Consider the following 21755-nt stretch of genomic DNA (forward strand, 5'->3'; position numbering starts at 1 on the left):
TTCTTGTGGGCTCAGGAGTGGCTGGGCAAGGGCTGCGCGTCGAAGCGCGGCACTCGTCCAAGGGTCAGTAGCAACAGCGGGCCGACCACGCAACATGCGGCGCTGTACACCAGCATGGCGGTGTATGAGCCGGTACGTGCGAGTAGGAAGGCGAACAGCAGCGGCGCCAAGGCCGATGCCACGGTATTGAGGCCCTGGTGCACACCGAATAACCGGCCGTATTCACGCAGGCCGAAGTAGCGCGCAATCAGGAACGCGGCGATATCAAACTCTGCCCCGGCGCCGAACCCGACCAGCACGGCTGCCAGCATCAGGGGCATGAACTCGGTGGTGCCACTCAGGTATACCAGGCAGCCGACAGCGGGCAGCAGCAGGCTGCACGCTGAGACCACCGGCGGCCACAGGCGGTCGAGCAGATAGCCGATGACCATACGCCCCAGGATCAGCGAAATACCGAAGCCGCTGAAAATGGTGGCCGCATCTGCCGCCGATAGCCCCTTGGCTTGGAGCATCGGCACCGTGCTGGTGACCATGCCGACAATCGACGAAATTACCAGGCCCAGCGCCAGGTTGCAGGTCCAGAATTTCAGCGAGCCCATGCCTTCGCGAAAGCTCATGCCCGGCAATTGCTCCAGGGCGTCCTGCCGGGTGGTATCGGCGGCCTTGGGCAGCTTGAACCACAGCAGGATCAGCGGCAGCAGCACCAGCAGGTTGAGCAGCGCAAGGATCACGAAGGCCGCACGCCAGTCCCACTGCTCTATGCCCCACGTCATCAGCCGGGGAACGGTGGCGGCGGTGACGCCGGTACCTGACAGGCCAATGGCCAGCGCCAGGCCGCGATTTCGGTCGTACCAAAGGCTGATCAGTTGGGTCCAGGTCACGGCCAGTGCGCCCATGCCCACGATCGGCAGCAGCGCAAAGGCCAGGTACATCGACCAGATCGAAGAGCTGACCTGGGTGGTGGCCAGGTAGCCGACCGACAGCAGCAACAGGGACACCACGGTGACGCGCCTCATGCCAAAGCGCAGGTTGAACCAGCCCACTAGTTGCAGCGACACCACCGCGCCGCCAAACAGGAAGGTGATGCACGCCTGCAATTCGCTTTTGCCCCAGCCAAAGGCATCGCCCAGCGGTACCACTAGCGTGCCAAAACCGTACAGAAGCGCGGCATTGATGCTGATGGCCACGCCGGCAACTGACAGAAGCAGGATTCTCCAGCTGTGCCGGAACTCGTGCAGGTCGATGGCCGCCTGGTTTTTCGAAGGGTTCATGAGTTGGCTTCCTTGTAGGTTTTGTTGAGCCAAACACTGCATTTTTTGTGTGAAAACCGTGATTTCCGGTTTGTCCAGCACAGCCGTATGACTCACAGACAAACGAATGTGCTGCGCTGCGCACCCAGTTGAATCACCCTCGGTCACGCCATGTTCAACATCGCGCTGACCGCAGAGCGTTTGCCAGGGCGCAACCGTGGTTCACTGCTGCAACTGAGGCCGAGCATATCCTCGCTAAAAATAAATTGCACATAAAATAAATAAGTGTTCATAATTTGCTGGGACTGAACCTGATAAGGAGAAAAAAATGAGTTCAGAAAAAGCGCAGTTCAAAGCTGTTGCCGACCGTAGCCGCTGCTGTGGTTACGGCCTGTGCGCCACCATTTGCCCCAGTGTGTACAAGCTCGATGCCGACGGCCTGGTGTACTTCGATGACGCTCGGGTGCCCCCCGAACTTGAAGAAGATGCCCGCGAGGGCGCTGCTGCTTGCCCGGCCGAAGCAGTATGGCTGGAGCCCATCGACGCCCAAGACTGCCCCGCTTGAGTACACACTCACTTGAGAGGGTGTCATTACCAACGAGTTGAGGAGGTGCTGATGGGACGTTTACACAACAAGGTGGCCCTGATTACCGGCACCGGAGGCGGCCAAGGCCGTGCGGCAGCGCTGCGCTTTGCCCGTGAAGGGGCGATCGTGGTCGGGTGCGACTTCAATGCCGAGGGCCACGAACAGACCCGTGCCCTGATGAGCGACGAGGGGTTTACCTTGTATGGCACTGCCCCCGTGGACCTGGGCGATCACGAGCAGGCCAGGGCGTGGATCGAGGCGGCCGTCGCCCAGCACGGGCGCATTGATGTTCTCTACAACAACGCTTCAGCAGCGCGCTTCGGCCTGGTGAGTGAGCTGTCGATCGAAGACTGGCAGTACACCCTGCGTAATGAAATCGACCTGCTGTTCTATACCACCAAGTACGCCTGGGCATACCTGGCCGAGCAGCGCGGAGTGATTATCAACGTTTCTTCCACTGCGGCGTGGGGCGGTTCGAAGGTGGCCGGTATCAGTGCCCACGCGGCAGCCAAAGGCGCGGTAGTGTCGTTTACCCGGCAATTGGCCGTGGAGGGAGCAGCCGTCGGTATTCGTGCCATCAGCCTGAGTCCTGGCTTCGTCGCCACGCCTGGCACTCAAGCGTTTCTGGAAAACCCCAAGGCCCGCGCCATGCTGCTCGACGGTGTGCTGATGGATCGCCCCGGCGAACCTGAAGAGGTGGTGGCGCTGGCGGTGTTCGTGGCTTCCGAAGAGGCCTCCTTCATTACCGGTTCGGACTTTGTCATAGACGGCGGGCTGCTGGCGGTCTAGCCCTGCTGCGACAGCGCGAGCGATAGTTGGCATCGTTTCATCTCGAACAAGAACAAGGTGAACAAATTGGACATCATTGGTATCGGTTATATGGGCTTCGAAACCCCTGATCTTGACGCCTGGCGCGAGTATGGCCCGCAGGTGATGGGCTTTGGTATCGGCAAAAATCCGCCCGGCGACCCGGCGTCGCTGTATTTCAGAATCGATGATCGCCGTCACCGCTTCGCATTCCATCCGGGTAAGGTGGACCGCATCGCGTATATCGGCTGGGAAGCCATCGGGCGCATGGCGTTCGAGGATGGGATCAGGAAGCTCGAGGCCGCCAACGTGGCCTACACCCGTGGTGACGCGCAGCTGTGCGAGACCCGCGGCGTGCGTGAGGTGGTGCGTTTTCGTGACCCGGTCGGCTACCAACATGAGTTGTTTTACGGACAGAAATGGCTGCCGCGTTCATTTCAGCCAGGGCGCCCCCACAGCGGCTTTCTGGCCGACGAGCGCGGTGCAGGGCACGTCGTGCTGATCACTCCGGAGTACACCCCGGAACTTGAAGACTTCCTGCTCAATGTCATGGGCTTCAGCTGGTATGGCGCGGGAGCGGGCAAGGGGCGTACCGGCTTCTTCCGCTCCCGGCTCAACCATCACACCAGCCACGACATCGCCTATGGCCATGGGCCCGGGCGAATGGGCGTCCAGCACGTCGGGCTGTTCGTTCGCAACGTGCGTGATGTAGGCGAGACCTACGATATCGTGCGCCAGCGCGAACTGCCGATGATGATGACGCTCGGCCAGCATGCGCAAGACCCGCACCTGTCCTTCTATCACTACAACCCCTCGGGTTTTGCCTTCGAAACCATTGCTGAAATCGAGCCGTGGCAAGGCGACCCCTACGAGCTGAACCCCGAAAAACTGAGCCTGTGGGGCCACGAGATGGTGGGGCCCATCCTGGGACCGAGTGTCAAGACTCCCGAAGAGGTCCATGACGCCGAGTATCTGCCTACCTACCTGGCCCGGCAGTGACATGCGCCTGGCGCGGATCGAGCTGGGCGGGCAGGCGTTCTGGGCATTGGTAGACGCCAGCAGCGAGCACTGCAGGCGGGTTCGGGCGCCGTTCGCGTGCTGGGCGCGGCTGGGCGCGGGGCTGCACCTGGACGCTCTGGACCTGGCTGGCGAACGCCTGCCGTTGGCCCGGGCACGTTTGCTGCCGCCATTGGAACCGGGCAGCCGCGTGTTCGGCGTGGGCCTGAACTACCTGAGCCACCTCGAACGCCTGGGCAGTCAGGCCCCGGCACACCCACTGGCCTACCTCAAGCCCGAGTCGGCCTTGGTCGGGGCCAATGACCCGATCAGGTATTCGCCGCTGACCAGGCAACTGGATTACGAGGTGGAGCTGGTGGCGGTAGTGGGGCGAGCGCTGCAGGATGAACCCCGCGCCAGCGCCTGCCTTCTGGGTTTCACTGTGGGTAACGACATCAGTGCACGCGATGCGGGCCAGCAGATCGGGCGGCTCGACCTACTGACCCAGAAGGCCATGGACTGCACCACGCCCGCAGGGCCGTGGATCGTGACGGCTGACGAGCTGGGCGGCGAGCAGCAGCCTGCGCTGGAGATGCGCCTGAGCGTCAATGACGAAGTATGCCAACACGACAATACCCAGCACATGATCTTCCCCCTGGACGAGCTGCTCAATTACCTGGATGCACGGATCAAGCTGCGCCCCGGCGACCTGGTGTTCACTGGCTCCACGCACGGGGTGGGCCTGGAAAGCGGGCGCTTCCTGCAACCGGGTGACCAGGTGGTGGCGCAAATCTCCGGCATCGGCCAGCTGCGCAATACCATTGCTGCGCCGTGCCCGCTCGGCCCGGCCCGCGCGGTGGGGCGCCTGGGGCTGCCGCTGGATCACTAAACCCTGATGGGCTAGACGTTCTAAGGAGCAATGATGAGCGAGGGTTCGGCGTGGGCGCCATTTCGCAACCGGGCCTTTCGGGGCTTGTGGCTGGCCGGTGCGGTGGTGAATCTGGCGATCTGGATGCAGACGGTCGGCGCAGCGTGGATCATGACCACGCTCACCGCCTCACCAATCATGGTGTCGCTGGTGCAAAGCGCGGTGACACTGCCGGTCTTTCTATTCGCACTGCCGGGCGGGGTGCTCGCCGACCTGGTCGACCGACGTCGCTGGCTGATCGTCACCCAGTGCCTGATGGTGTTCGCGGCCATCATGCTCAGCCTGTTGGCCGGGTTCGAGCGCCTCGAAGCCTGGGGGCTGCTGGCTTTCACCTTCGTGCTGGGCACCGGCAGCGCGCTGGGTATGGCGGCGTGGATGGTGACCATGATCAGCGTGCTGTCGCGTGATCAGGTACCGGCAGCGGTCGCCCTGAATGGCATTGCGGTCAACGCCACCCGTGCCCTGGGGCCGGCCGTGGCCGGGGCGTTGATTGCCTACTGGAACAACACGTCTGTGTTCGTGCTGATCGCGCTGTGCATGGCCGCCGTGATGTTCTTTCTGTTGCGCCTGGCGCCGGCACCGCCTGTCCACGGGCTTCCGCCGGAAACCCTGATAGGCGGTATGCGCAGCGGGCTGCGCTACATTCGCCATTCGGCGGTACTGTCCAGCGCAATGCAGCAGGTGCTGGTGTTCACTGCCAGCGCCAGTGCTCTGTGGGCGCTGATGCCCCTGGTTGCGCGCCAGCAACTGGGCATGGGCGCCGGTGGCTACGGCCTGCTGATGGCATTCCTGGGGGCGGGGGCGGTACTGGCTGCACTGAACTCACCTCGCCTGCATCGCAGGCTCGGCCTGCGTCAACTGATTGCCTGCGGTACCGCCGCCTTTGCCGCCGCCGCGCTGGCCGCTGCGTTGTCGAGCAACCGCTACCTAGTGTGCGTCATGATGCTGTGTGCCGGGTTCGGCTGGATGGCGGTCAACGCCACGCTCTCTTCGGTGGTGCAGACTTATGCCGCCAACTGGGTGCGCGCCCGCGTAGCGTCGATGTACGTATTGACCCTGATGGGCGCGATGGCCTTCGGTGGCGCCGCCTGGGGGGCGCTGGCCGAGTATGCGGGGCTGCAGGCAAGCCTGCTGGTGTCGACGCTGTGCCTGTTCGCCGGGGTGCTACTGACGCGTAACGGCCGTGTGGAACTGGGCCAAGAAGCCGACTTTGCACAGGCGCCGCTGACCGACAACCTTCAATTGCAGGCCCCAGTGGCGCACGCCGACGGGCCGGTTTCGGTGGAGGTGATATACGAGGTGCCTGCGCCGCAGCGAGATGATTTTCTGTTGGCGGTGTATGCGGTAGGCAAGGCGCGGCGGCGCAATGGCGCGCAGAACTGGCGGCTCTACCGCGACATGGCCGAGACGCAACGCTACAGCGAACGGTTCATCGTCGAGTCCTGGCTCGACTACTTGCGCCAGCAGGTGCGGGTGACCCAGGCCGACCTGGCTCTGGAAGGGCTTTTGCAGCAGTTTCGCCGCGAAGACCTGCAAACCCGCCGGCTGATCTACCAGCCGCCGCTGAACCCATAGGCTCCGGATCGCGGTAAATTCCCATGTAAAACTTTACGGGGCGAGTAATTCTCAGGCTAGAATGTTGGTAACAACTAGTTACCGGACGCAGTATGGACACTTCAGACATGAGCGACACCGCCAAATCGGCCAATGCAACCCTCGTCAAGCCGGTATCCAACGCCATACGCATCCTGCGTCATCTGAGCCAGGTCGGCAAACCTGAACGCTCCTTGGATATCGCCCGGCAGCTTTCCATCAACCCCAGTACCTGCTTCAACATCCTGCGTACCCTGGTGCAGGAGGATGTGGTCGATTTCAGCCCGCTGTCCAAACGCTACTCAGTGGGCTCCGGCCTGGCGCGCCTGGTGGAGCAACTGGTGACCCAGGGTCATCGCGTGCAGATGGCCAAGCCGTTGTTACAGAACCTTGCGTCGCGGCTGCGGGTGACCATCACGCTGTGGCGCAAGATGAGTCCGGACCGGATCGTGATCGTCAGCTCCGCGGCCAGCCCCACCGATGTGCGCATCGACATGGCCGAAGGCCAACGACTGCCGATCCTGATGGGCGCAAGCGGGCGACTGTTCGCCACTCAGCTCGACATGCACGACCCGCTGGTGGAAAGTAATTTCGAGAAGATCCGCTGGGCCCGGCCGTTGTCTCTGGAAAATTACCGCGAGGACGTCAAAGTGGCTGCCGAGCGCGGCTGGGCGATGGACGATGGGCATTTTTCCGGCGGTATCCTGGCCGTGGCAGCGCCGATCTATTCTCCTTCCAACAGCATCGAGTTCACCGTTTCGGCGGTGATGTTCCGCGGCCAGCGCGACGAAGAGGGCCTTGCCGAGATGGGCAAGGCGCTGATCGAGTTCTGCAACGAAGTGGCCTGCGTACTCTACTGAACCCCGTCGCTATTCGCGTACCAACAGTAAGCTGCCCCCCAGCGGGCCGCCGCCTGCGGCCACCGTACTGACGCCATGGTCGCGGGTTTGCCGGCCTTCGGCGCGCCCCCACAGTTGCAGGCACGCCTCGTGCACGTAGCCCAGCCCGTGGGTGCGCCCGCCTGACAACTGCCCGCCATTGGTGTTGATCGGCAAGCTGCCTTGCAGCGCGATACGCCCTCCACCTTCGACAAAGGACCCGCTTTCACCCACCGGGCACAGACCCAGGGCTTCCAGCCAGATCAGGGTCAGGATTGAGAAGCCGTCGTACAGCTGCGCTGAGCCGACGTCCTGCGGGATGTAGTCGGTGCGCGCCCACATCATCTGGCCGACATCGAAGGCGGCCATCCGGGTCAGTGAAATCTGGTCCCACGACCAGGGCTGGTTCAGCGCGGCGCCCATCGCCTCGATGCGGATCGGCCTGTTCGGCAGATCCTGGGCGACATCGCGATGCGACAGGATGATCGCGGTAGAGGCATCGCAGTGCACATCGCAGTCGAACAGGCGCAGGGGCGAGGAGATCATCCGCGCGTTCATGTAGTCGTCCATCGTCATGGGCGTGCGGTACACCGCCTTGGGGTTGCGCATGGCATTGCGTCGGCAGGTGAGGGCGATCTGTGCCAGTTGCTCGGGGCGGGTGCCGTACTCGTGAAAATGGCGCTGGGCATACAGGGCCATCAGGTTGATTCCCGAATGCACATTGAATGGGGTGAACCATTGCCAGGCGTAGCTGTTGTCGCGGCCCTGGGTTTTGGCGGTCAAGGCGCCGGCCTGGCGGTTGACTGCGCGTGCCGAGGCTTCGGTGATGGTGCGGAACACCAGCACATGCTTGCATAACCCGGCGGCGATCGCCATCGCCCCGTTGATCACCCCAGCCAGGGGACCCGGTCCTTCGTAGCCTGCGCCAAACCAGTTGACGTTGAGCCCCAGTGCACTCTTCAGTGCGCTGGGCCCCACCGGGGAAAACGGGTCGCCATTGTTGTTGTCGCCGGGCCAGCAGGCCACCCCGTCGATATCGCTGCGTTGCAGCCCAGCGTCGGCAATCGCTTGCAGGCACGCATCGAGGGTCAGACGCATGGCTGATTTGTCCGACGGCCGGCCGACTTCTGACTGGCCGATGCCGGTGATGGCCACGTCTTTTTCGTAACGGTGATCGAACATCATTGAGCCCTCTCGAACAGGGGCAGCCACACGTCCTCGACATTGAGGAAACTGACCCGAACCGGCATGTCGATATGCACATCCGTGACCGGCATGCCCACTACGTTGCTGATGAACTGCAAGCCGGCCTGTTCGGCGAGTTCGATGATCGCCACCACGTAGGGCACCTCTAGGTCGGGCGTCCAACCCTGATAGTTGATGGTGAAGCTGAGCACCTTGCCCCGGCCAGACACCACTTCGGGGCCCACCTCAAAGCTGGCGCACTGCGGGCAGAGCGGAGCAGGCGGGTGAAAGTAGCGGCTGCACGCGGCGCAGCGGTGGATCAGTAACTGGCCCGTTTCACCGCCTTGCCAGAAGGCGCGGTTGTCGGCGTTCAGTGCAGGGAGTTTTCTAGGCATCAGCAGTCCGTGGTGAATGTTTGACATGGAGCCACACAGTATCATTTGCACATATTTTGGAAAAGTGTCATATATTGGCTCAGGCGAAAGCACGAATCGACCGTTCGCGCGGTAAAACAACAAGAGGATTTGGCTATGTCCCAGTCATTACTGGACAAAAGGGTAGTCGTCACGGGCGGTTTCGGTGTCTTGGGCAGCGCGCTGGGCAAGTACTTGCTGGCGCAGGGCGCGCGAGTGGCCCTTCTGGACCGCAGCGAGGCACCTGCCGACCTGCTCGATACGCACAACCTGCTGCGGCTGGGCGGCGTCGATCTGACCTCGACCGAGTCGGCCGCTGCCGCCTTCGAACAGGTGGCAGCGCACTGGGGCGGCGTCGATGGCCTGGTCAATGTCGCCGGCGGGTTTGCCTGGGAAACCCTCGAGGGTGGCAGCCTGAACACCTGGGACCGTCTGTACCAGATGAACGTGCGCACCGCCGTGGTAAGCGCCCAGTCGGCGCTGGCTTACCTGCTGCAGTCCGGCGCCGGGCGAATCGTCAATGTCGGCGCGCTGGCATCGGTCAAGGCCGCTGCCGGCATGGGCGCCTATGCTGCTTCCAAGGCGGGGGTGGCCCGGCTGACCGAAGCCCTGGCCGAGGAGCTGAAAGACCGTGGCGTGACGGTGAACGCGGTATTGCCCAGCATCATCGACACCCCAGCCAACCGCGCTGACATGCCTGACGCCGACAGCAGCCGCTGGGTGACCCCGCAGGCACTGTCGGGGGTGGTCGCGTTCCTATTGTCCGATGAAGCGGCCGTCGTGACCGGCGCGTTATTGCCTGTGAGCGGTCGGGTATGAGGCTGGTCACTTATACGGACGCCAATGGCGTTGACCGTGCCGGTGCACTGCTCGACCAGGACCGCCAGGTGCTCGATCTGCAATCGGCCTATCGGGTGATGCAAGGGGGCGACAGCGCCGCTCTGGGTAGCATCCTTGCGTTGGTCGAAGGCGGTGATGCGGCGCTGGAGCTGGCCCGCGCCCTGGTAGCCAAGGCGCCCTCGGCGGCTGTGCTGGAGCGCTCTGCGGTCAAGTTGCGAGCACCAATCCAGCCACCACCGCAAATGCGCGATTGCTCCTGTTTCGAACTGCACCTGCGCCAGAGTTTTGCCGCCGCCCGGCGTGCCCGAGCGCTGCGTACCGACGATCCCGAAGCGACCTTCAAGGCCATGAATACGCGTGCCGACGACCGAGTGATTGAGACCTTTAACAAGCAGCCCATCTACTACAAGGGCAACCGCTTTGCCGTGGTGGGCATCGACGACGAGTTCCAGTGGCCCAGCTTCAGCTGCGCGATGGATTTTGAGCTGGAGTTCGGCTGTTACATTGGCAAGCGAGGCAAGGACATCAGTCGTGAGGCCGCTGGCGCGCACATCGTCGGTTACACCATTTTCAACGACATGAGCGCCCGCGATGCCCAGGCTCTGGAAATGCCCGGCATGCTCGGCCCAGCCAAGAGCAAGGACTTCGACACTGCCAACATCATGGGCCCATGCCTGGTGACTGTGGATGAACTGGGAGACCCCTACGACCTTAACATGGTGGCGCGGGTCAACGGCGAGGAGTGGGGGCGTGGCAACACCCGGGACATGCGCTGGCGATTTGAAGACGTGATCGCCCATGTTTCGCGCTCCGAGACTCTATACCCCGGCGAGTTCCTGGGCTCGGGCACGGTGGGTAACGGCTGTGGCCTGGAGCAGTTGCGTTACCTCAAGCCTGGCGATGTGGTCGAGCTGGAAATCGACGGTATCGGCATGCTGCGCACCCAGGTTGGCCGCAAGGCGGCTACTGAGGCCTGACACTGAACCGCCAAGGGTCTACTTTTTTGAACGTGAATTAAGTGTACAAAAATTAATAAAGTGTCTTATATTTCGTTGCGGGCCCGCCGTGACACCCTGAGCAGGAGGCAATCATGCTAACAAGAACAAGCCCCGTATTGTCTGATGGAACCAAGGTCTCGGACCTCATTTATCCCAACACTCGCGAAGTGCAGATGCGCGTGCTGTCCGACCGTGAAATCTACGAGCTGGAGATGGAAAAGATCTTCGGCAAGATCTGGGTACTGCTGGGCCATGAAACGGAGATCCCTAACGCCGGGGACTTCATGGTTCGCGACCTGGGTTCTGACTCGGTGATCGTCGCCCGTGGCAAACAAGGCGAGGTGTTCGTCACCTTAAACGTGTGCCCGCACCGCGGCATGCGCATCACCACCGCCGATTGCGGCAACACCCAGATCCATAAATGCATCTACCATGGTTGGGCATTCCGTCCGAACGGGGATTTCATCGGTTCGCCGGTGGAGCGCGAGTGCATGCACGGCAAGATGATGCCTAAAGAGGAGCTGGGGCTGAAAAAGGCGCGGGTCACGTTGTATGGCGGCCTGGTGTTTGCCACCTGGAACACCGAGGGGCCGTCCTTCGAGGAGTTTCTGGGCGACGCTAAGTGGTACTACGACATGCTGTTCTGTCGTTCCGACAAGGGCATGGAAGTGCTCGGTCCGCCTCAGCGCTTCATCGTCAACGCCAACTGGAAAACCGCTGGCGAGCAGTCCGCCGCGGACGGCTTCCACACCCTGACCCTGCACCGCTGGCTGGGCGAGGTGGGCAACTATGCGAAGAAGGGCGAGGGTGAAGCCGCCGACCTGAGCCCGGAAATGATCGGTGTCGAGATCAGCTCGCCGCATGGCCATGCCCTGCGTTGCATCGACCTAGCCCGCAAGATCAAGCGCCTTACCGGCCTGGACCCGGCCGAGCTGAGCGTGCAGCAGAAGCTTGAAGCACTGCCACCTGCCGGCATGACCGCCGGGATGGTCGAGCAGCTGGCACGCAACCTGAGCGACGAGCAGTTGCAGGTGCTCACCAGCATGCCTCCACAAGTGGGTGGAATGTTCCCGAATATTCTTTTTGGGTTTGTCTACATTCCACAGCCCGACGGCAGCGTCGTCGGTTCCATGACCCTGCACGCCTATGTGCCGCAAGGCCCTGACAAGTTGGAGTTCGTCAACTGGGTGTTCGCCGAGAAGGACGCGCCACCAGAGCTGCGAGACAAGATGCTCAAGCAGACCATTCAACTATTCGGCACCTCCGGCATGGTCGAGCAGGATGACTCCGATACCTGGCCGCACATGACGTTGGCCGCCAAGGGCGCGATGGGGCGTAAGAGCACCCTCAAGTATCAGGCCTGCTACGAGACGGGTGCGCCTGAAGGCTGGCCCGGCCCGGGCATTGTCAACGAAGGCTTTACCAAGGACGACACGCAGTGGCACTGGTGGCTGTACTGGCACGAACTGATGACCGCCGCGGATGAGGCATGAGCATGGGGGTGGCTCGCTTTTCGAAGCGGCCCTTGTGCTGTCGCCTCAACTCGTCACCCTTCAAGTAGAAGAACAACAATGAGGAATTGCTCATGACGCAGGTTCAGCAACGCGGCGTGGAGGAGATCCAGCCTGGCTCCCCGGTCGGCACACGGCGAGTACCGGTGGGGTCGGCGCTCTACAACGACGTGGTGACCTTCCTTTTCGAGGAGGCCACCTTGCTCGACCAGATTCGCCTTCAGGAATGGGCCGAGCGCCTGGACACCGACCTGGTTTACACCGTGCCGCTGCGCCAAACGCGCCTGGCCTCGGAACTTAAGACCACGATCGTGCGCAGCGTGCAGCACTACCACGACGACTACCGCTCGATGATGGGGCGCATCCTGCGCTTGTCCGGCAAGAGCGCCTGGGCAGAAGACCCGCCTTCGCGTACCCGCCGGCTGGTGACCAACGTGTTCGTGGAGGAAACGCAGAAGCCTGACGAGTTCGTGGTCACCAGTTACCTGTTGCTCACGCGCAGCCGTTTCAAAGACCACCACGTGGACATCATCAGCGGTGAGCGGCGCGATGTGCTGCGCCTGGGGGCGGCCGGGTTCAAGCTGGCGCGGCGCGAGGTGATTCTGGACCAGGCGGTGCTGGGCACCCCCAACCTGGCCATCTTCCTCTAAAGCGTCGTGTAAAGGCCACGCGGCGTGTCACGCCGCGTGGTCACCGGGCATGGCACGCAGCCACGCCTGGTCCTGGGCGCACAATGCCTGTGGGTTGTTGCTGAAATCCAAGGTCGAGCCCTGCATACGCAGTGCCTGTTCGGCGCGGGCCGGTTGCTGGCTGTAGCAGCGACCGCTGCTGACGGCGTGGGCTTGTTCGTCGAGGTTGTAGGCGCGCCCCATCGATATAAGCGTGCAACGGCGCAGAAGCAGCGACGCTTCGGCGGTGTCTTCGCTGAGTGTGCCCAGCGCCCAGCGCGCCATCCCTTCGCGAAGGTTGACCCCTGCAAAGGGTGGCGGCCCTTCGATCATCGTACCGTTCACTTCCCAGCTCAGGACCTGCCCGCTGTTGCAGCTCAGACTGGCGCGGGTATGCCCGTCGATACGTGCGCCGACCTGGATCTCGTAGCGCCGCTCGCCGGCGCCGCGGGCGGCGCGCGCAATAGCCAGGCCGGCCAGGTCGAGCAGGTGGGTGCATTGATGGCTGGCGTCAGTGTGCCGGGTGACCGAATGCGCAATGCGCGCCAGTGGCATGCCTACCAGTGCCTGCAGTTGGTCGCCAGCCTGCGGGCACAGCGAATAGGGGTAGCGCAGCGCTTCGCCACCGACGGCCGTGACATGGCCGGCTGTGTGGCTGGCCCATACGCGAAAGTGGTGAAAATCATCTTCCAGGGCCGCACGAACGTGGTCTGCGTGGGCAATGATGTCTACGCGGCGTCGAAATACAGTCATCCTGGTGTCCTTTTGCAAAGGGTGTAAGGGGTCGCTGAAATCGGCTATATTTGAACACTAAATACTTTAATGTTCACTAAAAACAAGAAAAGGAGCGGTTATGGCCCTGCTGAACGAACAGGTCGCGCTGATTACCGGCGCAGGGGGCGGAATCGGCCGAGGCATCGCGCTGAACTTCGTCAGAGAGGGAGCTGCGGTGGTGGTCGCAGAACTGGATGAAGCCAGCGGGGAAGCGGTGGTAGCGGATCTCAAGGCGCTTGGCGCCAGGGCGGTGTTCATTCGCACGGACGTCTGCAGCAAGGCCGATATCGAAGCCGCGGTGCAACTGGCTGTAGACGAGTTCGGTGGCCTGGACATACTGGTTAACAACGCGTTTGCGCCCACGCCCAACGTGTTGCTGGAAGACAAGACCGATGCGATGCTCGCGCAGACACTGGGTTCGACCGTGTGGGCAGCCTGGTGGGCGATGAAGGCGGCGCTCCCGCACATGAAGGCGCGCGGGGGCGGCAAGATCATCAACTTCTACTCGATCGATATCGAGATCGGTGCCTGGCTGCATGGCGACTACAACACAGCAAAATCGGCCATCGTGGGGCTGACCCGCAGCGCGGCCTCTGAATGGGGGCGCTTCAACATTCGCACCAACGCCATCGCGCCCACCGCGATGGGCGCCACTTTCCACAAGCTGGCGGCAGAGAACCCGGGGTTCGCTGAAATGTCTGCTTCCATGCGCCCGCTGGGGCGTTGTGGCGAGCCTGAGGCCGATATCGGTCCGGTGGTGGTGTTCCTGGCCAGCGAGATGTCGCGCTTCATTACCGGCGAAACCATTCACGTCGACGGCGGTCTGCACCTGCCTGGCTACAACTCTCGGCCCAAAGGCATCCCCGTGCGCGAATACTGAAACCAAAAAAAAGCGCGGCTAGTGCCGCGCTTTTCGCGTGCTGGGTGAAGCGGCTACTTCTTGGCAACGCTGATCGAGGTAGTCTCGAGGTCCCAGGTAGTAGAGGTTTTGCCTTCGTCGCGCAGCAGGTATTTCAAAACACGGCCCTGTGGGTTCTTCGGCAAGCTGGGGCGAAACTCGATGTAGCGGGGTAGGGCGTAGTAGGGCACCGTCTCCACGGCCCAGTGAAACAGGTCTTCGGGGTGCAGCGTGGCGCCTTCATGCAAAACTGCAGTGACCTTCACGTCATCTTCGCCTTTGTCGGACGGCACCGCATGTACCGCCACTTCGGCCAGGGCAGGATGCACGCCGAAGGCCGCCTCCATCTCGAAACTGGAGATGTTTTCTCCACGGCGTCGCAGATAGTCCTTTTTGCGGTCGACAAAGTAGAAGAAGCCGTCATGATCGAACTTGCCGATGTCGCCAGTATGGAACCACATGTTGCGCATCAGCTTCTGGGTGTCTTCCGGCCGGCGCCAGTAGCCCTGGAACATGATGTCCGGGCGCAGTGGGCGTACCACGATTTCACCGGCGGTATCAGGGGGGACTTCCTGGTCAAGGTCGTCGACAATGCGTACATCGAAGTCGGCAATGCGTTTGCCCGAGGAGCCGGGCGCTGCATATTCGCCGGCTGCCAGCGAGGTGATCACGCAGGCTTCGGTCAGGCCATAGCCGTTGCCACCCACCAGCGGCGTGCCGAAGCGTTCGCGCCAGATCTTCTTGGTTTCTTCGGTATAGGGGTTGCCGCGAGCGGTGTGTATCTGCCCGACGCAGCGCAACATGGCCTCGTTGTCTGGCGCCTGTGCGAGGAGCCCTCCCATGCCGCCGAGAATCGAGGCGATAGTGGCGCCCGAGCGTTCCACTTCCGGCCAGAAGCCGGACACCGAAAAGCGCGGCAGGATGGCGGCACGTGCACCCACCAGAATGCTGGCGATGATCGACACGCACAGGGCATTCATGTGGAATAGCGGCAGCGGTGTGATGGTGACGTCATCGGCACTAGCAGGTCCGGCACGCAATTGCAGGCGGGCCAGGTTACACATGAAGTTGTAGCTGATCATGCAGCCTTTGGACGGGCCGGTGGTGCCCGAGGTGTAGATCAGGCAGGCGAGATCGGAAGGTTGCGGCTTAGTGGCCAGCGGGGTGGCGTCCTGGCCGCGATAGCTGTCCAGCGCGGTAATGCGGATCGCGCACTCGGGCACGCTGTCGGGGGTACCGCGGTGCAAAATGTGGCGCACGTCATGCAGCTGTTCTGCCAGCGGTGTGATGCGCTGCAGGTAGGCAGCTTCGCAGATCACCAGCGAGGTGCCAGTGTCAGCGATCTGGTGGCGCAGAAACTCGCCCTTAAGTGCCGTGTTGATCGGCACGCTTACCGCGCGCAGCTTGTTGATGGCCAGCCAGGTGATGACCGCATCGATATTATTGTCGAGCATGGTCAGTACAGTTTCACCCGGCTTAATGCCGAGCGACGCCAGGGCGTTGGCCATTCTTGTCGAAAGTGAATCAACATCACCGTATGTGTATAACTCTCCGCTGAAATCCAGCAGGATTCGCTCCGGATGCCTTGCCACTGCACGGTCTAGCGCATCAATGACAGTGTCTCGTTCTCCTACCGCCCAAGTGTCTGGATTCCCACTGCTACCCATGAATTTTCTCCGTTTAGGCCCCGAAACTGCTGGTCTGCCTGGTTTTTGTTTTAAATAGAGAACCTGATTCTAAATGCAAAATCCAAAATTGTCTTTAGCATAAAGTTGAACATATACGATTATTTGTGCGCAGATTCTGTGCTAACGTTGCCTCATCATTACTCTCCACGAGCCTGCAAGTCCATGCCAAAAAATGTAACTCAGGTGGCTGAAGCGCCTAAGGCCGCTGCCAAAACCAGGAAAAAAGCCGCACCTGACGCCCCTGCGAGCGGCCCCAAGGCCGTCAACACCGTCGAGCGGCGCAATGGCCCGGCAGCGGCAGTCAATAAGGTCAAGCCCAACCGCCGTTCGGAAGAAACCATCGCCAACATCCTAAAGGCGACCGAAGAAGTGGTGCTGATGTCGGGCGCCGATCGCATTTCCATTCTCGATGTGTGCCAGGTCGCGGGTGTATCGCGCGGGACCTTTTACCGCTATTTCTCTTCCCAGGAAGACCTGCTGGACACCTTCTCACGGCACAAGCGTGAAAGCTTCCACACCTCGTTGTCGCAGGAGCTGGGCCACACCAGTGATCCGGAAGCGCGGCTGAACGCATTGTTCGCCTACCTCGACAACTACCTTGAGCAAAGCCGTGCGCGGCGCCTGCTGGTGGTGGCGCCAGACTATGCGCTGGGATTCTTTCGGCGGATTTTCCACGACTCGATCGTGCGTTTTCAGGATGGCCTTGGCATTGTCTTTGATGACTGGGACGACCGCCTAGGCGTACGCCTGGATCGGGAGCTGATCTGCGAAATGATCATTCGCTATGTGTTGAGTGAAATCTTGGTGCCGGAGGCGGCGGGGCGCCGACTATTCCCGGTACGCGTGAAAAAGCTGCTTGGCGCACTGATCATGGGGTCTACCTCGCGCACCCGCCGCTGATACCTTCTTTCGACATTCTGTACACCTAAGCCCCCGTCAGTCGGGGGTTTTTTGTGGGTTGTCGAAATTCCTCTTCCTCATTTTTGCGCTTGTTGGTCAGTTCAAGCCCTCTTTCCTAGGTTGGGGGCAGGCTCTGCCTCGAGGGTTTCAGGATGGCTTGAAAATAATGTGAACAGAATTTTGATTTCTGCTCAAATTAATTTTAAGCTCTGGCCTAGTAGCGAGCCTTGCTGTTCCCCTTCCCGCGTCGGTTGACCGTGACCACGCAAAGGCACCCCGCTGCAAACCAACAAAAAAGTGCCAACTTCGAGGTACCTGCACATGCTTATCGATCTGCACGCTCACGCACCCCATCCGGGTTACTACAACCAGCACCCGCACTGGGGGCCGTTCTTCGAACAGCACGCCGATGGCGATATCAAGCTGCGGGTGGGGGAATGGATTCTGGGGCTCGGTTCGCCTGAGCGTAAGGCGGCCGTGCGTTCTGGCAACGGCCCCAAGCTTGAAGAGTACTTCGCGCGCTGGGCGGATCCGAAAGTCCGCCTGGCCGGGATGGATGCGGCAGGGCAGAACCTGCAGGTAATCTCGGTGCCGTCGCACTGCTACATGTACTGGACCGAGGCCGAGTTCGCCGTACCATTTGCACGTACCGTCAACACGACGCTGGCTGAGTACTGCTCGGCGGCCCCGGACCGTCTGATGTTCTGGGCCCACGTGCCGTTGAACGCGCCCGAGGCGGCCGCCGCCGAACTGAGCTATGCCTGTACCGAGCTGGGGGCCAAGGGCATGGTGGCAGGTGGTGCCAACTTCGGCGGCCTGGAGTTCGATTCTCCGGAGCTTGACGTGGTGTGGCGCACCCTCTGCGACCTGGACCTGCCGATGTTCATCCACGGCTACAATCAGTCGGTCACCTGGGGCAAGAACGCCAACGACGACCGTTACGAAACCACCGCCATCGTCGGCATGCAGTACGACGAAAGTCGCTGCTTCTGGAACCTGATCTGCGGTGGCGTGCTGGACCGCTTCCCCGACCTCAAGGTTTACATCACCCACGGCGGCGGCTACGTGCCGTATCAGCTTGGGCGTCTGGCCAAGACCAACGAGAACCTGGACGTCAAATACAACAAGAAGCCGTTGCTCGACTACATGAAGAACTTCTACTTCGATGTCGAATTGCACGAAGTGCCGATGCGCCAGGCGTTGGTCGATATCATCGGTGCCGACCATGTGCTGTACGGCAGCAACTTTGGCGGCAGCGATGCGGTGCGTCATGACCTGACCCATGGCCTGAAGCTTTCGGATGCCGATCTGCGCAAGATCCGCTATGAGAACGCCTGCCGCCTGCTGCATCTGGATCCCACCAAGCTGGGCAAGGTAGGTGCCTGATGAAGCTGGCACGCTGTGAGCACCCAGCAGTCGGTATTTTCTGGGCTGTGGTAGATGTCGCCCAGGATCAGGTAACTCCTATTTCCGGCGACTTCAGGGACTGGGCGCCGGGCGTGGCGGCTGGGCGGGGTATCAGCTCCGTCCGGCTCGCCGGCCCGGCGCTGGCGCTGTCGAAAGTGCGTTTGCTTCCACCGATCGAACCGATCAATCGGGTAGTGGTGGCGGGCGCCAACTATGCCAAGCACCTGGTGGAGTTCGGATTGAACGCACCGGCGCAGCCGGTCGCATTCCTCAAGGCCTACGGTGCGTTAATCGGCGCCAGGGATCCAATACGCTTTCCACCCTTGACCGAAGAACTCGACCACGAGGTTGAACTGGTGGCGGTGATCGGCACGGGCGAGATCGACCTTGAAAACCCGCTGGCCTGCGTGCTCGGCTACACCGTCGGCAACGACGTGAGTGCGCGTGACCTGCAGCGCAGCGGGCCGCCCGGCATCGGCATGGACCTGTTCGCCGCCAAGAGCCAGGACCAGACCACGGGCCTCGGCCCGTGGATCGTCACTAAGGACGAGTTTGCGCAAGGCTCCCCGCGGTTACGCCTGACCTTGAAAGTGAATGGCGAGATTCGCCAGGACGGGTCCACCGCGGAGATGACCTGGGACGTGGGGCAGTTGATCCGCTTCGTGCAGCAACGCTCCAGCTTTGCCACGGGCGACGTCCTGTTCACCGGCTCGCCGGCGGGCGTCGGCATGGGTACTGGCCTGTATCTCAAGGAGGGCGACGTGGTTGAGGCCAGCGTCGAAGGCATCGGCACATTGCGAAATGTAGTCGGCAAAAAACCGCAGCTAATCGAGAACCACACATGAACGCCAACAACAAAGAGAAAGTAGTGGTCGTGGGTGCAGGGCTGATGGGCACCGGCATCGCACATGCGTTCGCCAATTCCGGTTTCGTCACCGTTCTGGTCGATACCAATGCGGCTTCGTTGACCCAGGCGCGGGCCAGTATCGAAAAAATCCTTGGCGATGGAGTGCGCCTGGGCAAGGTCGGCGAGGAACACGCACAGCGCTCGCTGGTCAACCTACTGACCACCAGTGACCTGGACGAAGCTGCCAGCGGTGCGAACTGGCTGGTGGAAACTGTCTCCGAGCAATTGGCGGTGAAGCAGGCGGTCATCCGCCAGGCTGCTCCGCTGCTGGCCGCCGACGCCATCATTGCCACTAACACCTCAGCTCTGAGTGTGACCGAGATCGCCACGTCGGTAGATGTCGCCGAGCGGGTCATCGGCATGCATTTCTTCAACCCGGTGCACAAGATGAAACTGGTGGAGCTGGTGCGTGGCCTGGCCACCAGCGACGAGGTGGTGGTGCGCACCCGCGCATTGTGCGATCAGATCGGCAAAACCTCGATCATTGTCAATGAATCGCCGGGGCTGACCACCAGCCGGATGTCGGCGCTGTTGGGCAACGAAGCGATGTGGATGCTGCAGGAAGGCACCGCTACCGCAGAGGACATCGATACCGCATTACGGTTGGGCTTCAATCACCCGATGGGACCGTTGGAGCTGGGTGACCTGACTGGCTGGGACACGCGGCTTTCGGTATTGCGCTATTTGCACCAGACGTTGGGCGAGAAGTTCCGTCCCTGCCCCCTGATCATCAAGATGGTTGCGGCCGGCCGCCTCGGACGCAAGACAGGGCAGGGCGTGTATCGCTATGTTGATGGCAAGCAGGTCCCGGGGTCCGGGCTCAAGGCGAGTGCACTATGAGCGACGTCGTCATCGTTGATGCGGTGCGTACTGCCATTGGCAGGTTTCGCGGCAGCCTGGCGGGCGTGCGCGCCGACCATCTAGGCTCGCTGGTAATCAGTCGCTTGCTCGAGCGTGTCGATGTTGCTCCCGAAAAAGTCGAAGATGTGATCTTCGGCTGCGTGACCCAGATAGGCGAGCAGTCGGCCAATATTGCTCGCACCGCGCTGTTGGGGGCTGGCTGGCCGGTCGGCATTCCCGGCCTGACTATCGACCGCAAATGCGGCTCTGGTGAAGTGGCGGTGCATCTGGCCGCTGGCGCAATTGCCAGCGGTGCGGCGCAGGTTGTCGTGGCAGGTGGCGCGGAAAACATGAGCCGCGTACCTATGGGCAGCAACCGTGACCTACATGGTGAGGCCTTCGGCTGGATGGCGGCGCAGCACTATGAGTTGACCAGCCAAGGTGAAGCGGCCGAGCGGATCGTCGACAAATGGTCGCTCACCCGCGATGCCCTGGATGATTTTGCCTTTGCTAGCCACCAGCGCGCCGCCGCTGCGTGCGACGCCGGGTATTTCGACAATGAAATCATTCCGGTCGTGGTCGATGATCTGAAGGAGCGATCCCTGATCGAGCCTGATGGTGTGTTGCGCCGGGATGAAACCATTCGGCGGGATACTTCGCGGGAAAAGCTGTCGACCCTCAAGACCAGTTTTCGTCCAGAGACGGGGCGCATCACCGCCGGCAATTCGTCGCAGATTTCCGACGGCGCCGCCGCGCTTCTGCTGATGAATGCGGACACGGCGAAAAAGCTTGGGCTCAGGGCAAGGGCACGCATCCGTGCTTTCACCACGGTCGGCTCCGATCCCACCTTGATGCTAACCGGGCCGATCGCCGCCACTCACAAGGTGCTGGCAAAGGCGGGGTTGAACCTCGATGACATCGACCTGTTCGAGGTCAACGAAGCCTTCGCCTCAGTGCCGCTGGCCTGGATGTTGGAAACCGGCGTGCCTCACGACAAGTTGAACGTCAACGGCGGTGCCATTGCCCTGGGGCACCCTCTGGGGGCCAGTGGCGCGCGTCTGATGACCACTTTGCTCAATGAGCTCGAGCGCCGCGGTGACCGCTTCGGCCTGCAGGCCATCTGCTGCGCTGGCGGCATGGGCACCGCCACAATCATTGAACGGCTCGATTGAAGTGGCCCGCCTGCCTCTGGTTGCCCTGAGCGACATGCCGCCCGCGTTGCGGGACGCCGTCGACCGCGGGCAGCGCAGCCGCATGCTCAGTTCCATCACCCCGGTTCAGGTCTGGGCGCACCGCCCGGCGGCTGCCCTGGCCTGGCTGGGGCTGATGGAGTGCCTGCATAGCGACAGCCAGCTATCCGAGCGCTTACGCGAGTTGGTACGCCTGAAGATCGCCAGCATCACCACCTGCCGGGCCTGCCAACTGGCGCGTAAGTCGGACACCGTCACCGAACAGGACATCGCCTGCATGGCGAGCGACGACGCCCGGTTCAGCCCCGAGGAAAGGGCGGCGTTGACTTACGCCGAGTTGTTTGCCAGCGATTACCTGGCGATCGACGACCGGCATTTTAGCCAGCTCGCTGCGTATTTTTCTGCCGCACAGATAGCTGAATTGGGTATGTACTGCGCTCTGATGCTGGCGGGCGGGCGTATGACGCTGGTGCAGCAAGCGTATTAAAGGCGGACATG

Annotated in this window: 22 protein-coding genes; 17 read left to right on the forward strand and 5 right to left on the reverse strand. The window is 61.9% G+C overall.

Going from position 1 to position 21755, the window contains the following annotated elements:
* Nucleotides 1–11: 11 nt before the first annotated feature.
* Entirely contained in the window at nucleotides 12–1271 is a 1260-nt protein-coding gene (locus B4I46_RS09765; RefSeq protein ID WP_046785908.1) for an MFS transporter, read from the reverse strand.
* 307 nt (nucleotides 1272–1578) lie between these two features.
* Here B4I46_RS09765 and B4I46_RS09770 point away from each other — a divergent pair, with 307 nt between their 5' ends.
* From B4I46_RS09770 to B4I46_RS09795, 6 genes are all read left to right on the forward strand, one after another.
* The gene (locus B4I46_RS09770; RefSeq protein WP_046785909.1) at nucleotides 1579–1815 is read left to right on the forward strand and encodes a ferredoxin; all 237 of its coding nucleotides are present in this window, start codon (nucleotides 1579–1581) and stop codon (nucleotides 1813–1815) included.
* A 51-nt stretch (nucleotides 1816–1866) separates the two neighbouring features.
* Nucleotides 1867–2625: an SDR family NAD(P)-dependent oxidoreductase gene (locus tag B4I46_RS09775; RefSeq protein WP_286899908.1), complete on the forward strand. Its 759-nt coding sequence runs from the start codon at nucleotides 1867–1869 to the stop codon at nucleotides 2623–2625.
* A 66-nt stretch (nucleotides 2626–2691) separates the two neighbouring features.
* The gene (locus tag B4I46_RS09780; RefSeq protein ID WP_046786388.1) at nucleotides 2692–3642 is read left to right on the forward strand and encodes a VOC family protein; all 951 of its coding nucleotides are present in this window, start codon (nucleotides 2692–2694) and stop codon (nucleotides 3640–3642) included.
* Nucleotide 3643: 1 nt separating this feature from the next.
* Nucleotides 3644–4528: a fumarylacetoacetate hydrolase family protein gene (locus B4I46_RS09785; RefSeq protein ID WP_046785911.1), complete on the forward strand. Its 885-nt coding sequence runs from the start codon at nucleotides 3644–3646 to the stop codon at nucleotides 4526–4528.
* 33 nt (nucleotides 4529–4561) lie between these two features.
* Complete coding sequence (locus B4I46_RS09790) at nucleotides 4562–6142, forward strand: MFS transporter (protein ID WP_286899910.1); 1581 nt, start codon at nucleotides 4562–4564, stop codon at nucleotides 6140–6142.
* 92 nt (nucleotides 6143–6234) lie between these two features.
* Nucleotides 6235–7020, forward strand: coding sequence for an IclR family transcriptional regulator (locus B4I46_RS09795; RefSeq protein WP_046785913.1), 786 nt, complete (start codon nucleotides 6235–6237; stop codon nucleotides 7018–7020).
* 9 nt (nucleotides 7021–7029) lie between these two features.
* On the opposite strand, the gene B4I46_RS09800 is transcribed toward B4I46_RS09795, so the two are convergent.
* The gene (locus tag B4I46_RS09800) at nucleotides 7030–8220 is read right to left on the reverse strand and encodes a thiolase family protein (RefSeq protein ID WP_177010240.1); all 1191 of its coding nucleotides are present in this window, start codon (nucleotides 8218–8220) and stop codon (nucleotides 7030–7032) included.
* Nucleotides 8220–8618, reverse strand: a complete 399-nt coding sequence (locus B4I46_RS09805) for a Zn-ribbon domain-containing OB-fold protein (protein ID WP_046786390.1) — start codon at nucleotides 8616–8618, stop codon at nucleotides 8220–8222. The genes B4I46_RS09800 and B4I46_RS09805 overlap by 1 nt, the downstream gene beginning before the upstream one ends.
* 135 nt (nucleotides 8619–8753) lie before the next feature.
* Here B4I46_RS09805 and B4I46_RS09810 point away from each other — a divergent pair, with 135 nt between their 5' ends.
* The 4 genes from B4I46_RS09810 to B4I46_RS09825 all read left to right on the forward strand — a co-directional run bounded on the left by B4I46_RS09810 (nucleotide 8754) and on the right by B4I46_RS09825 (nucleotide 12635).
* Nucleotides 8754–9455 carry an SDR family NAD(P)-dependent oxidoreductase gene (locus B4I46_RS09810; protein WP_046785914.1) on the forward strand — a complete coding sequence of 234 codons (702 nt, stop codon included), beginning with the start codon at nucleotides 8754–8756 and terminating at the stop codon, nucleotides 9453–9455.
* Complete coding sequence (locus tag B4I46_RS09815; protein WP_046785915.1) at nucleotides 9452–10453, forward strand: fumarylacetoacetate hydrolase family protein; 1002 nt, start codon at nucleotides 9452–9454, stop codon at nucleotides 10451–10453. Before B4I46_RS09810 ends, B4I46_RS09815 begins: the two co-directional genes overlap by 4 nt.
* Before the next feature lie 113 nt (nucleotides 10454–10566).
* Nucleotides 10567–11967 carry an aromatic ring-hydroxylating dioxygenase subunit alpha gene (locus B4I46_RS09820; RefSeq protein WP_046785916.1) on the forward strand — a complete coding sequence of 467 codons (1401 nt, stop codon included), beginning with the start codon at nucleotides 10567–10569 and terminating at the stop codon, nucleotides 11965–11967.
* Between the two features lie 92 nt (nucleotides 11968–12059).
* Nucleotides 12060–12635, forward strand: coding sequence for an aromatic-ring-hydroxylating dioxygenase subunit beta (locus tag B4I46_RS09825; protein WP_046785917.1), 576 nt, complete (start codon nucleotides 12060–12062; stop codon nucleotides 12633–12635).
* Nucleotides 12636–12662: 27 nt separating this feature from the next.
* Here the strand turns inward: B4I46_RS09825 and B4I46_RS09830 are convergent, their stop codons facing one another.
* Entirely contained in the window at nucleotides 12663–13406 is a 744-nt protein-coding gene (locus B4I46_RS09830) for a DUF2889 domain-containing protein (protein WP_046785918.1), read from the reverse strand.
* A gap of 100 nt (nucleotides 13407–13506) precedes the next feature.
* Here B4I46_RS09830 and B4I46_RS09835 point away from each other — a divergent pair, with 100 nt between their 5' ends.
* Nucleotides 13507–14307: an SDR family NAD(P)-dependent oxidoreductase gene (locus tag B4I46_RS09835; RefSeq protein ID WP_286899918.1), complete on the forward strand. Its 801-nt coding sequence runs from the start codon at nucleotides 13507–13509 to the stop codon at nucleotides 14305–14307.
* 53 nt (nucleotides 14308–14360) lie between these two features.
* Here B4I46_RS09835 and B4I46_RS09840 read toward each other — a convergent pair whose 3' ends face one another.
* Nucleotides 14361–15992, reverse strand: a complete 1632-nt coding sequence (locus B4I46_RS09840; protein ID WP_054573049.1) for an ATP-dependent acyl-CoA ligase — start codon at nucleotides 15990–15992, stop codon at nucleotides 14361–14363.
* 183 nt (nucleotides 15993–16175) lie between these two features.
* Here B4I46_RS09840 and B4I46_RS09845 point away from each other — a divergent pair, with 183 nt between their 5' ends.
* The 6 genes from B4I46_RS09845 (at nucleotide 16176) to B4I46_RS09870 (ending at nucleotide 21744) form a co-directional block, all read left to right on the forward strand.
* On the forward strand, nucleotides 16176–16913 hold the full coding sequence (locus tag B4I46_RS09845) for a TetR/AcrR family transcriptional regulator (protein ID WP_046785921.1): 738 nt from the start codon (nucleotides 16176–16178) through the stop codon (nucleotides 16911–16913).
* Between the two features lie 321 nt (nucleotides 16914–17234).
* The gene (locus B4I46_RS09850) at nucleotides 17235–18299 is read left to right on the forward strand and encodes an amidohydrolase family protein (protein WP_046785922.1); all 1065 of its coding nucleotides are present in this window, start codon (nucleotides 17235–17237) and stop codon (nucleotides 18297–18299) included.
* On the forward strand, nucleotides 18299–19165 hold the full coding sequence (locus tag B4I46_RS09855) for a fumarylacetoacetate hydrolase family protein (protein WP_060494221.1): 867 nt from the start codon (nucleotides 18299–18301) through the stop codon (nucleotides 19163–19165). The genes B4I46_RS09850 and B4I46_RS09855 overlap by 1 nt, the downstream gene beginning before the upstream one ends.
* Entirely contained in the window at nucleotides 19162–20067 is a 906-nt protein-coding gene (locus tag B4I46_RS09860; protein WP_046785924.1) for a 3-hydroxyacyl-CoA dehydrogenase, read from the forward strand. Before B4I46_RS09855 ends, B4I46_RS09860 begins: the two co-directional genes overlap by 4 nt.
* Nucleotides 20064–21239, forward strand: coding sequence for a thiolase family protein (locus B4I46_RS09865; protein ID WP_046785925.1), 1176 nt, complete (start codon nucleotides 20064–20066; stop codon nucleotides 21237–21239). The genes B4I46_RS09860 and B4I46_RS09865 overlap by 4 nt, the downstream gene beginning before the upstream one ends.
* On the forward strand, nucleotides 21223–21744 hold the full coding sequence (locus B4I46_RS09870; RefSeq protein ID WP_236248415.1) for a carboxymuconolactone decarboxylase family protein: 522 nt from the start codon (nucleotides 21223–21225) through the stop codon (nucleotides 21742–21744). The genes B4I46_RS09865 and B4I46_RS09870 overlap by 17 nt, the downstream gene beginning before the upstream one ends.
* Nucleotides 21745–21755: the final 11 nt, after the last annotated feature.

This window comes from Pseudomonas sp. UBA7500 (genome assembly GCF_002478435.1).
Lineage (GTDB): Bacteria > Pseudomonadota > Gammaproteobacteria > Pseudomonadales > Pseudomonadaceae > Aquipseudomonas > Aquipseudomonas palmensis.

Excerpts from the sequence above, each read along its gene's own strand:
- B4I46_RS09765 (WP_046785908.1), bottom strand. The coding sequence starts at position 1,271 with ATGAACCCTTCGAAAAACCAGGCGGCCATCGACCTGCACGAGTTCCGG.
- B4I46_RS09770 (WP_046785909.1), top strand. The coding sequence starts at position 1,579 with ATGAGTTCAGAAAAAGCGCAGTTCAAAGCTGTTGCCGACCGTAGCCGC.
- B4I46_RS09775 (WP_286899908.1), top strand. The coding sequence starts at position 1,867 with ATGGGACGTTTACACAACAAGGTGGCCCTGATTACCGGCACCGGAGGC.
- B4I46_RS09785 (WP_046785911.1), top strand. The coding sequence starts at position 3,644 with ATGCGCCTGGCGCGGATCGAGCTGGGCGGGCAGGCGTTCTGGGCATTG.
- B4I46_RS09790 (WP_286899910.1), top strand. The coding sequence starts at position 4,562 with ATGAGCGAGGGTTCGGCGTGGGCGCCATTTCGCAACCGGGCCTTTCGG.
- B4I46_RS09795 (WP_046785913.1), top strand. The coding sequence starts at position 6,235 with ATGGACACTTCAGACATGAGCGACACCGCCAAATCGGCCAATGCAACC.
- B4I46_RS09800 (WP_177010240.1), bottom strand. The coding sequence starts at position 8,220 with ATGTTCGATCACCGTTACGAAAAAGACGTGGCCATCACCGGCATCGGC.
- B4I46_RS09805 (WP_046786390.1), bottom strand. The coding sequence starts at position 8,618 with ATGCCTAGAAAACTCCCTGCACTGAACGCCGACAACCGCGCCTTCTGG.
- B4I46_RS09810 (WP_046785914.1), top strand. The coding sequence starts at position 8,754 with ATGTCCCAGTCATTACTGGACAAAAGGGTAGTCGTCACGGGCGGTTTC.
- B4I46_RS09815 (WP_046785915.1), top strand. The coding sequence starts at position 9,452 with ATGAGGCTGGTCACTTATACGGACGCCAATGGCGTTGACCGTGCCGGT.
- B4I46_RS09820 (WP_046785916.1), top strand. The coding sequence starts at position 10,567 with ATGCTAACAAGAACAAGCCCCGTATTGTCTGATGGAACCAAGGTCTCG.
- B4I46_RS09825 (WP_046785917.1), top strand. The coding sequence starts at position 12,060 with ATGACGCAGGTTCAGCAACGCGGCGTGGAGGAGATCCAGCCTGGCTCC.
- B4I46_RS09830 (WP_046785918.1), bottom strand. The coding sequence starts at position 13,406 with ATGACTGTATTTCGACGCCGCGTAGACATCATTGCCCACGCAGACCAC.
- B4I46_RS09835 (WP_286899918.1), top strand. The coding sequence starts at position 13,507 with ATGGCCCTGCTGAACGAACAGGTCGCGCTGATTACCGGCGCAGGGGGC.
- B4I46_RS09840 (WP_054573049.1), bottom strand. The coding sequence starts at position 15,992 with ATGGGTAGCAGTGGGAATCCAGACACTTGGGCGGTAGGAGAACGAGAC.
- B4I46_RS09845 (WP_046785921.1), top strand. The coding sequence starts at position 16,176 with ATGCCAAAAAATGTAACTCAGGTGGCTGAAGCGCCTAAGGCCGCTGCC.
- B4I46_RS09850 (WP_046785922.1), top strand. The coding sequence starts at position 17,235 with ATGCTTATCGATCTGCACGCTCACGCACCCCATCCGGGTTACTACAAC.
- B4I46_RS09855 (WP_060494221.1), top strand. The coding sequence starts at position 18,299 with ATGAAGCTGGCACGCTGTGAGCACCCAGCAGTCGGTATTTTCTGGGCT.
- B4I46_RS09860 (WP_046785924.1), top strand. The coding sequence starts at position 19,162 with ATGAACGCCAACAACAAAGAGAAAGTAGTGGTCGTGGGTGCAGGGCTG.
- B4I46_RS09865 (WP_046785925.1), top strand. The coding sequence starts at position 20,064 with ATGAGCGACGTCGTCATCGTTGATGCGGTGCGTACTGCCATTGGCAGG.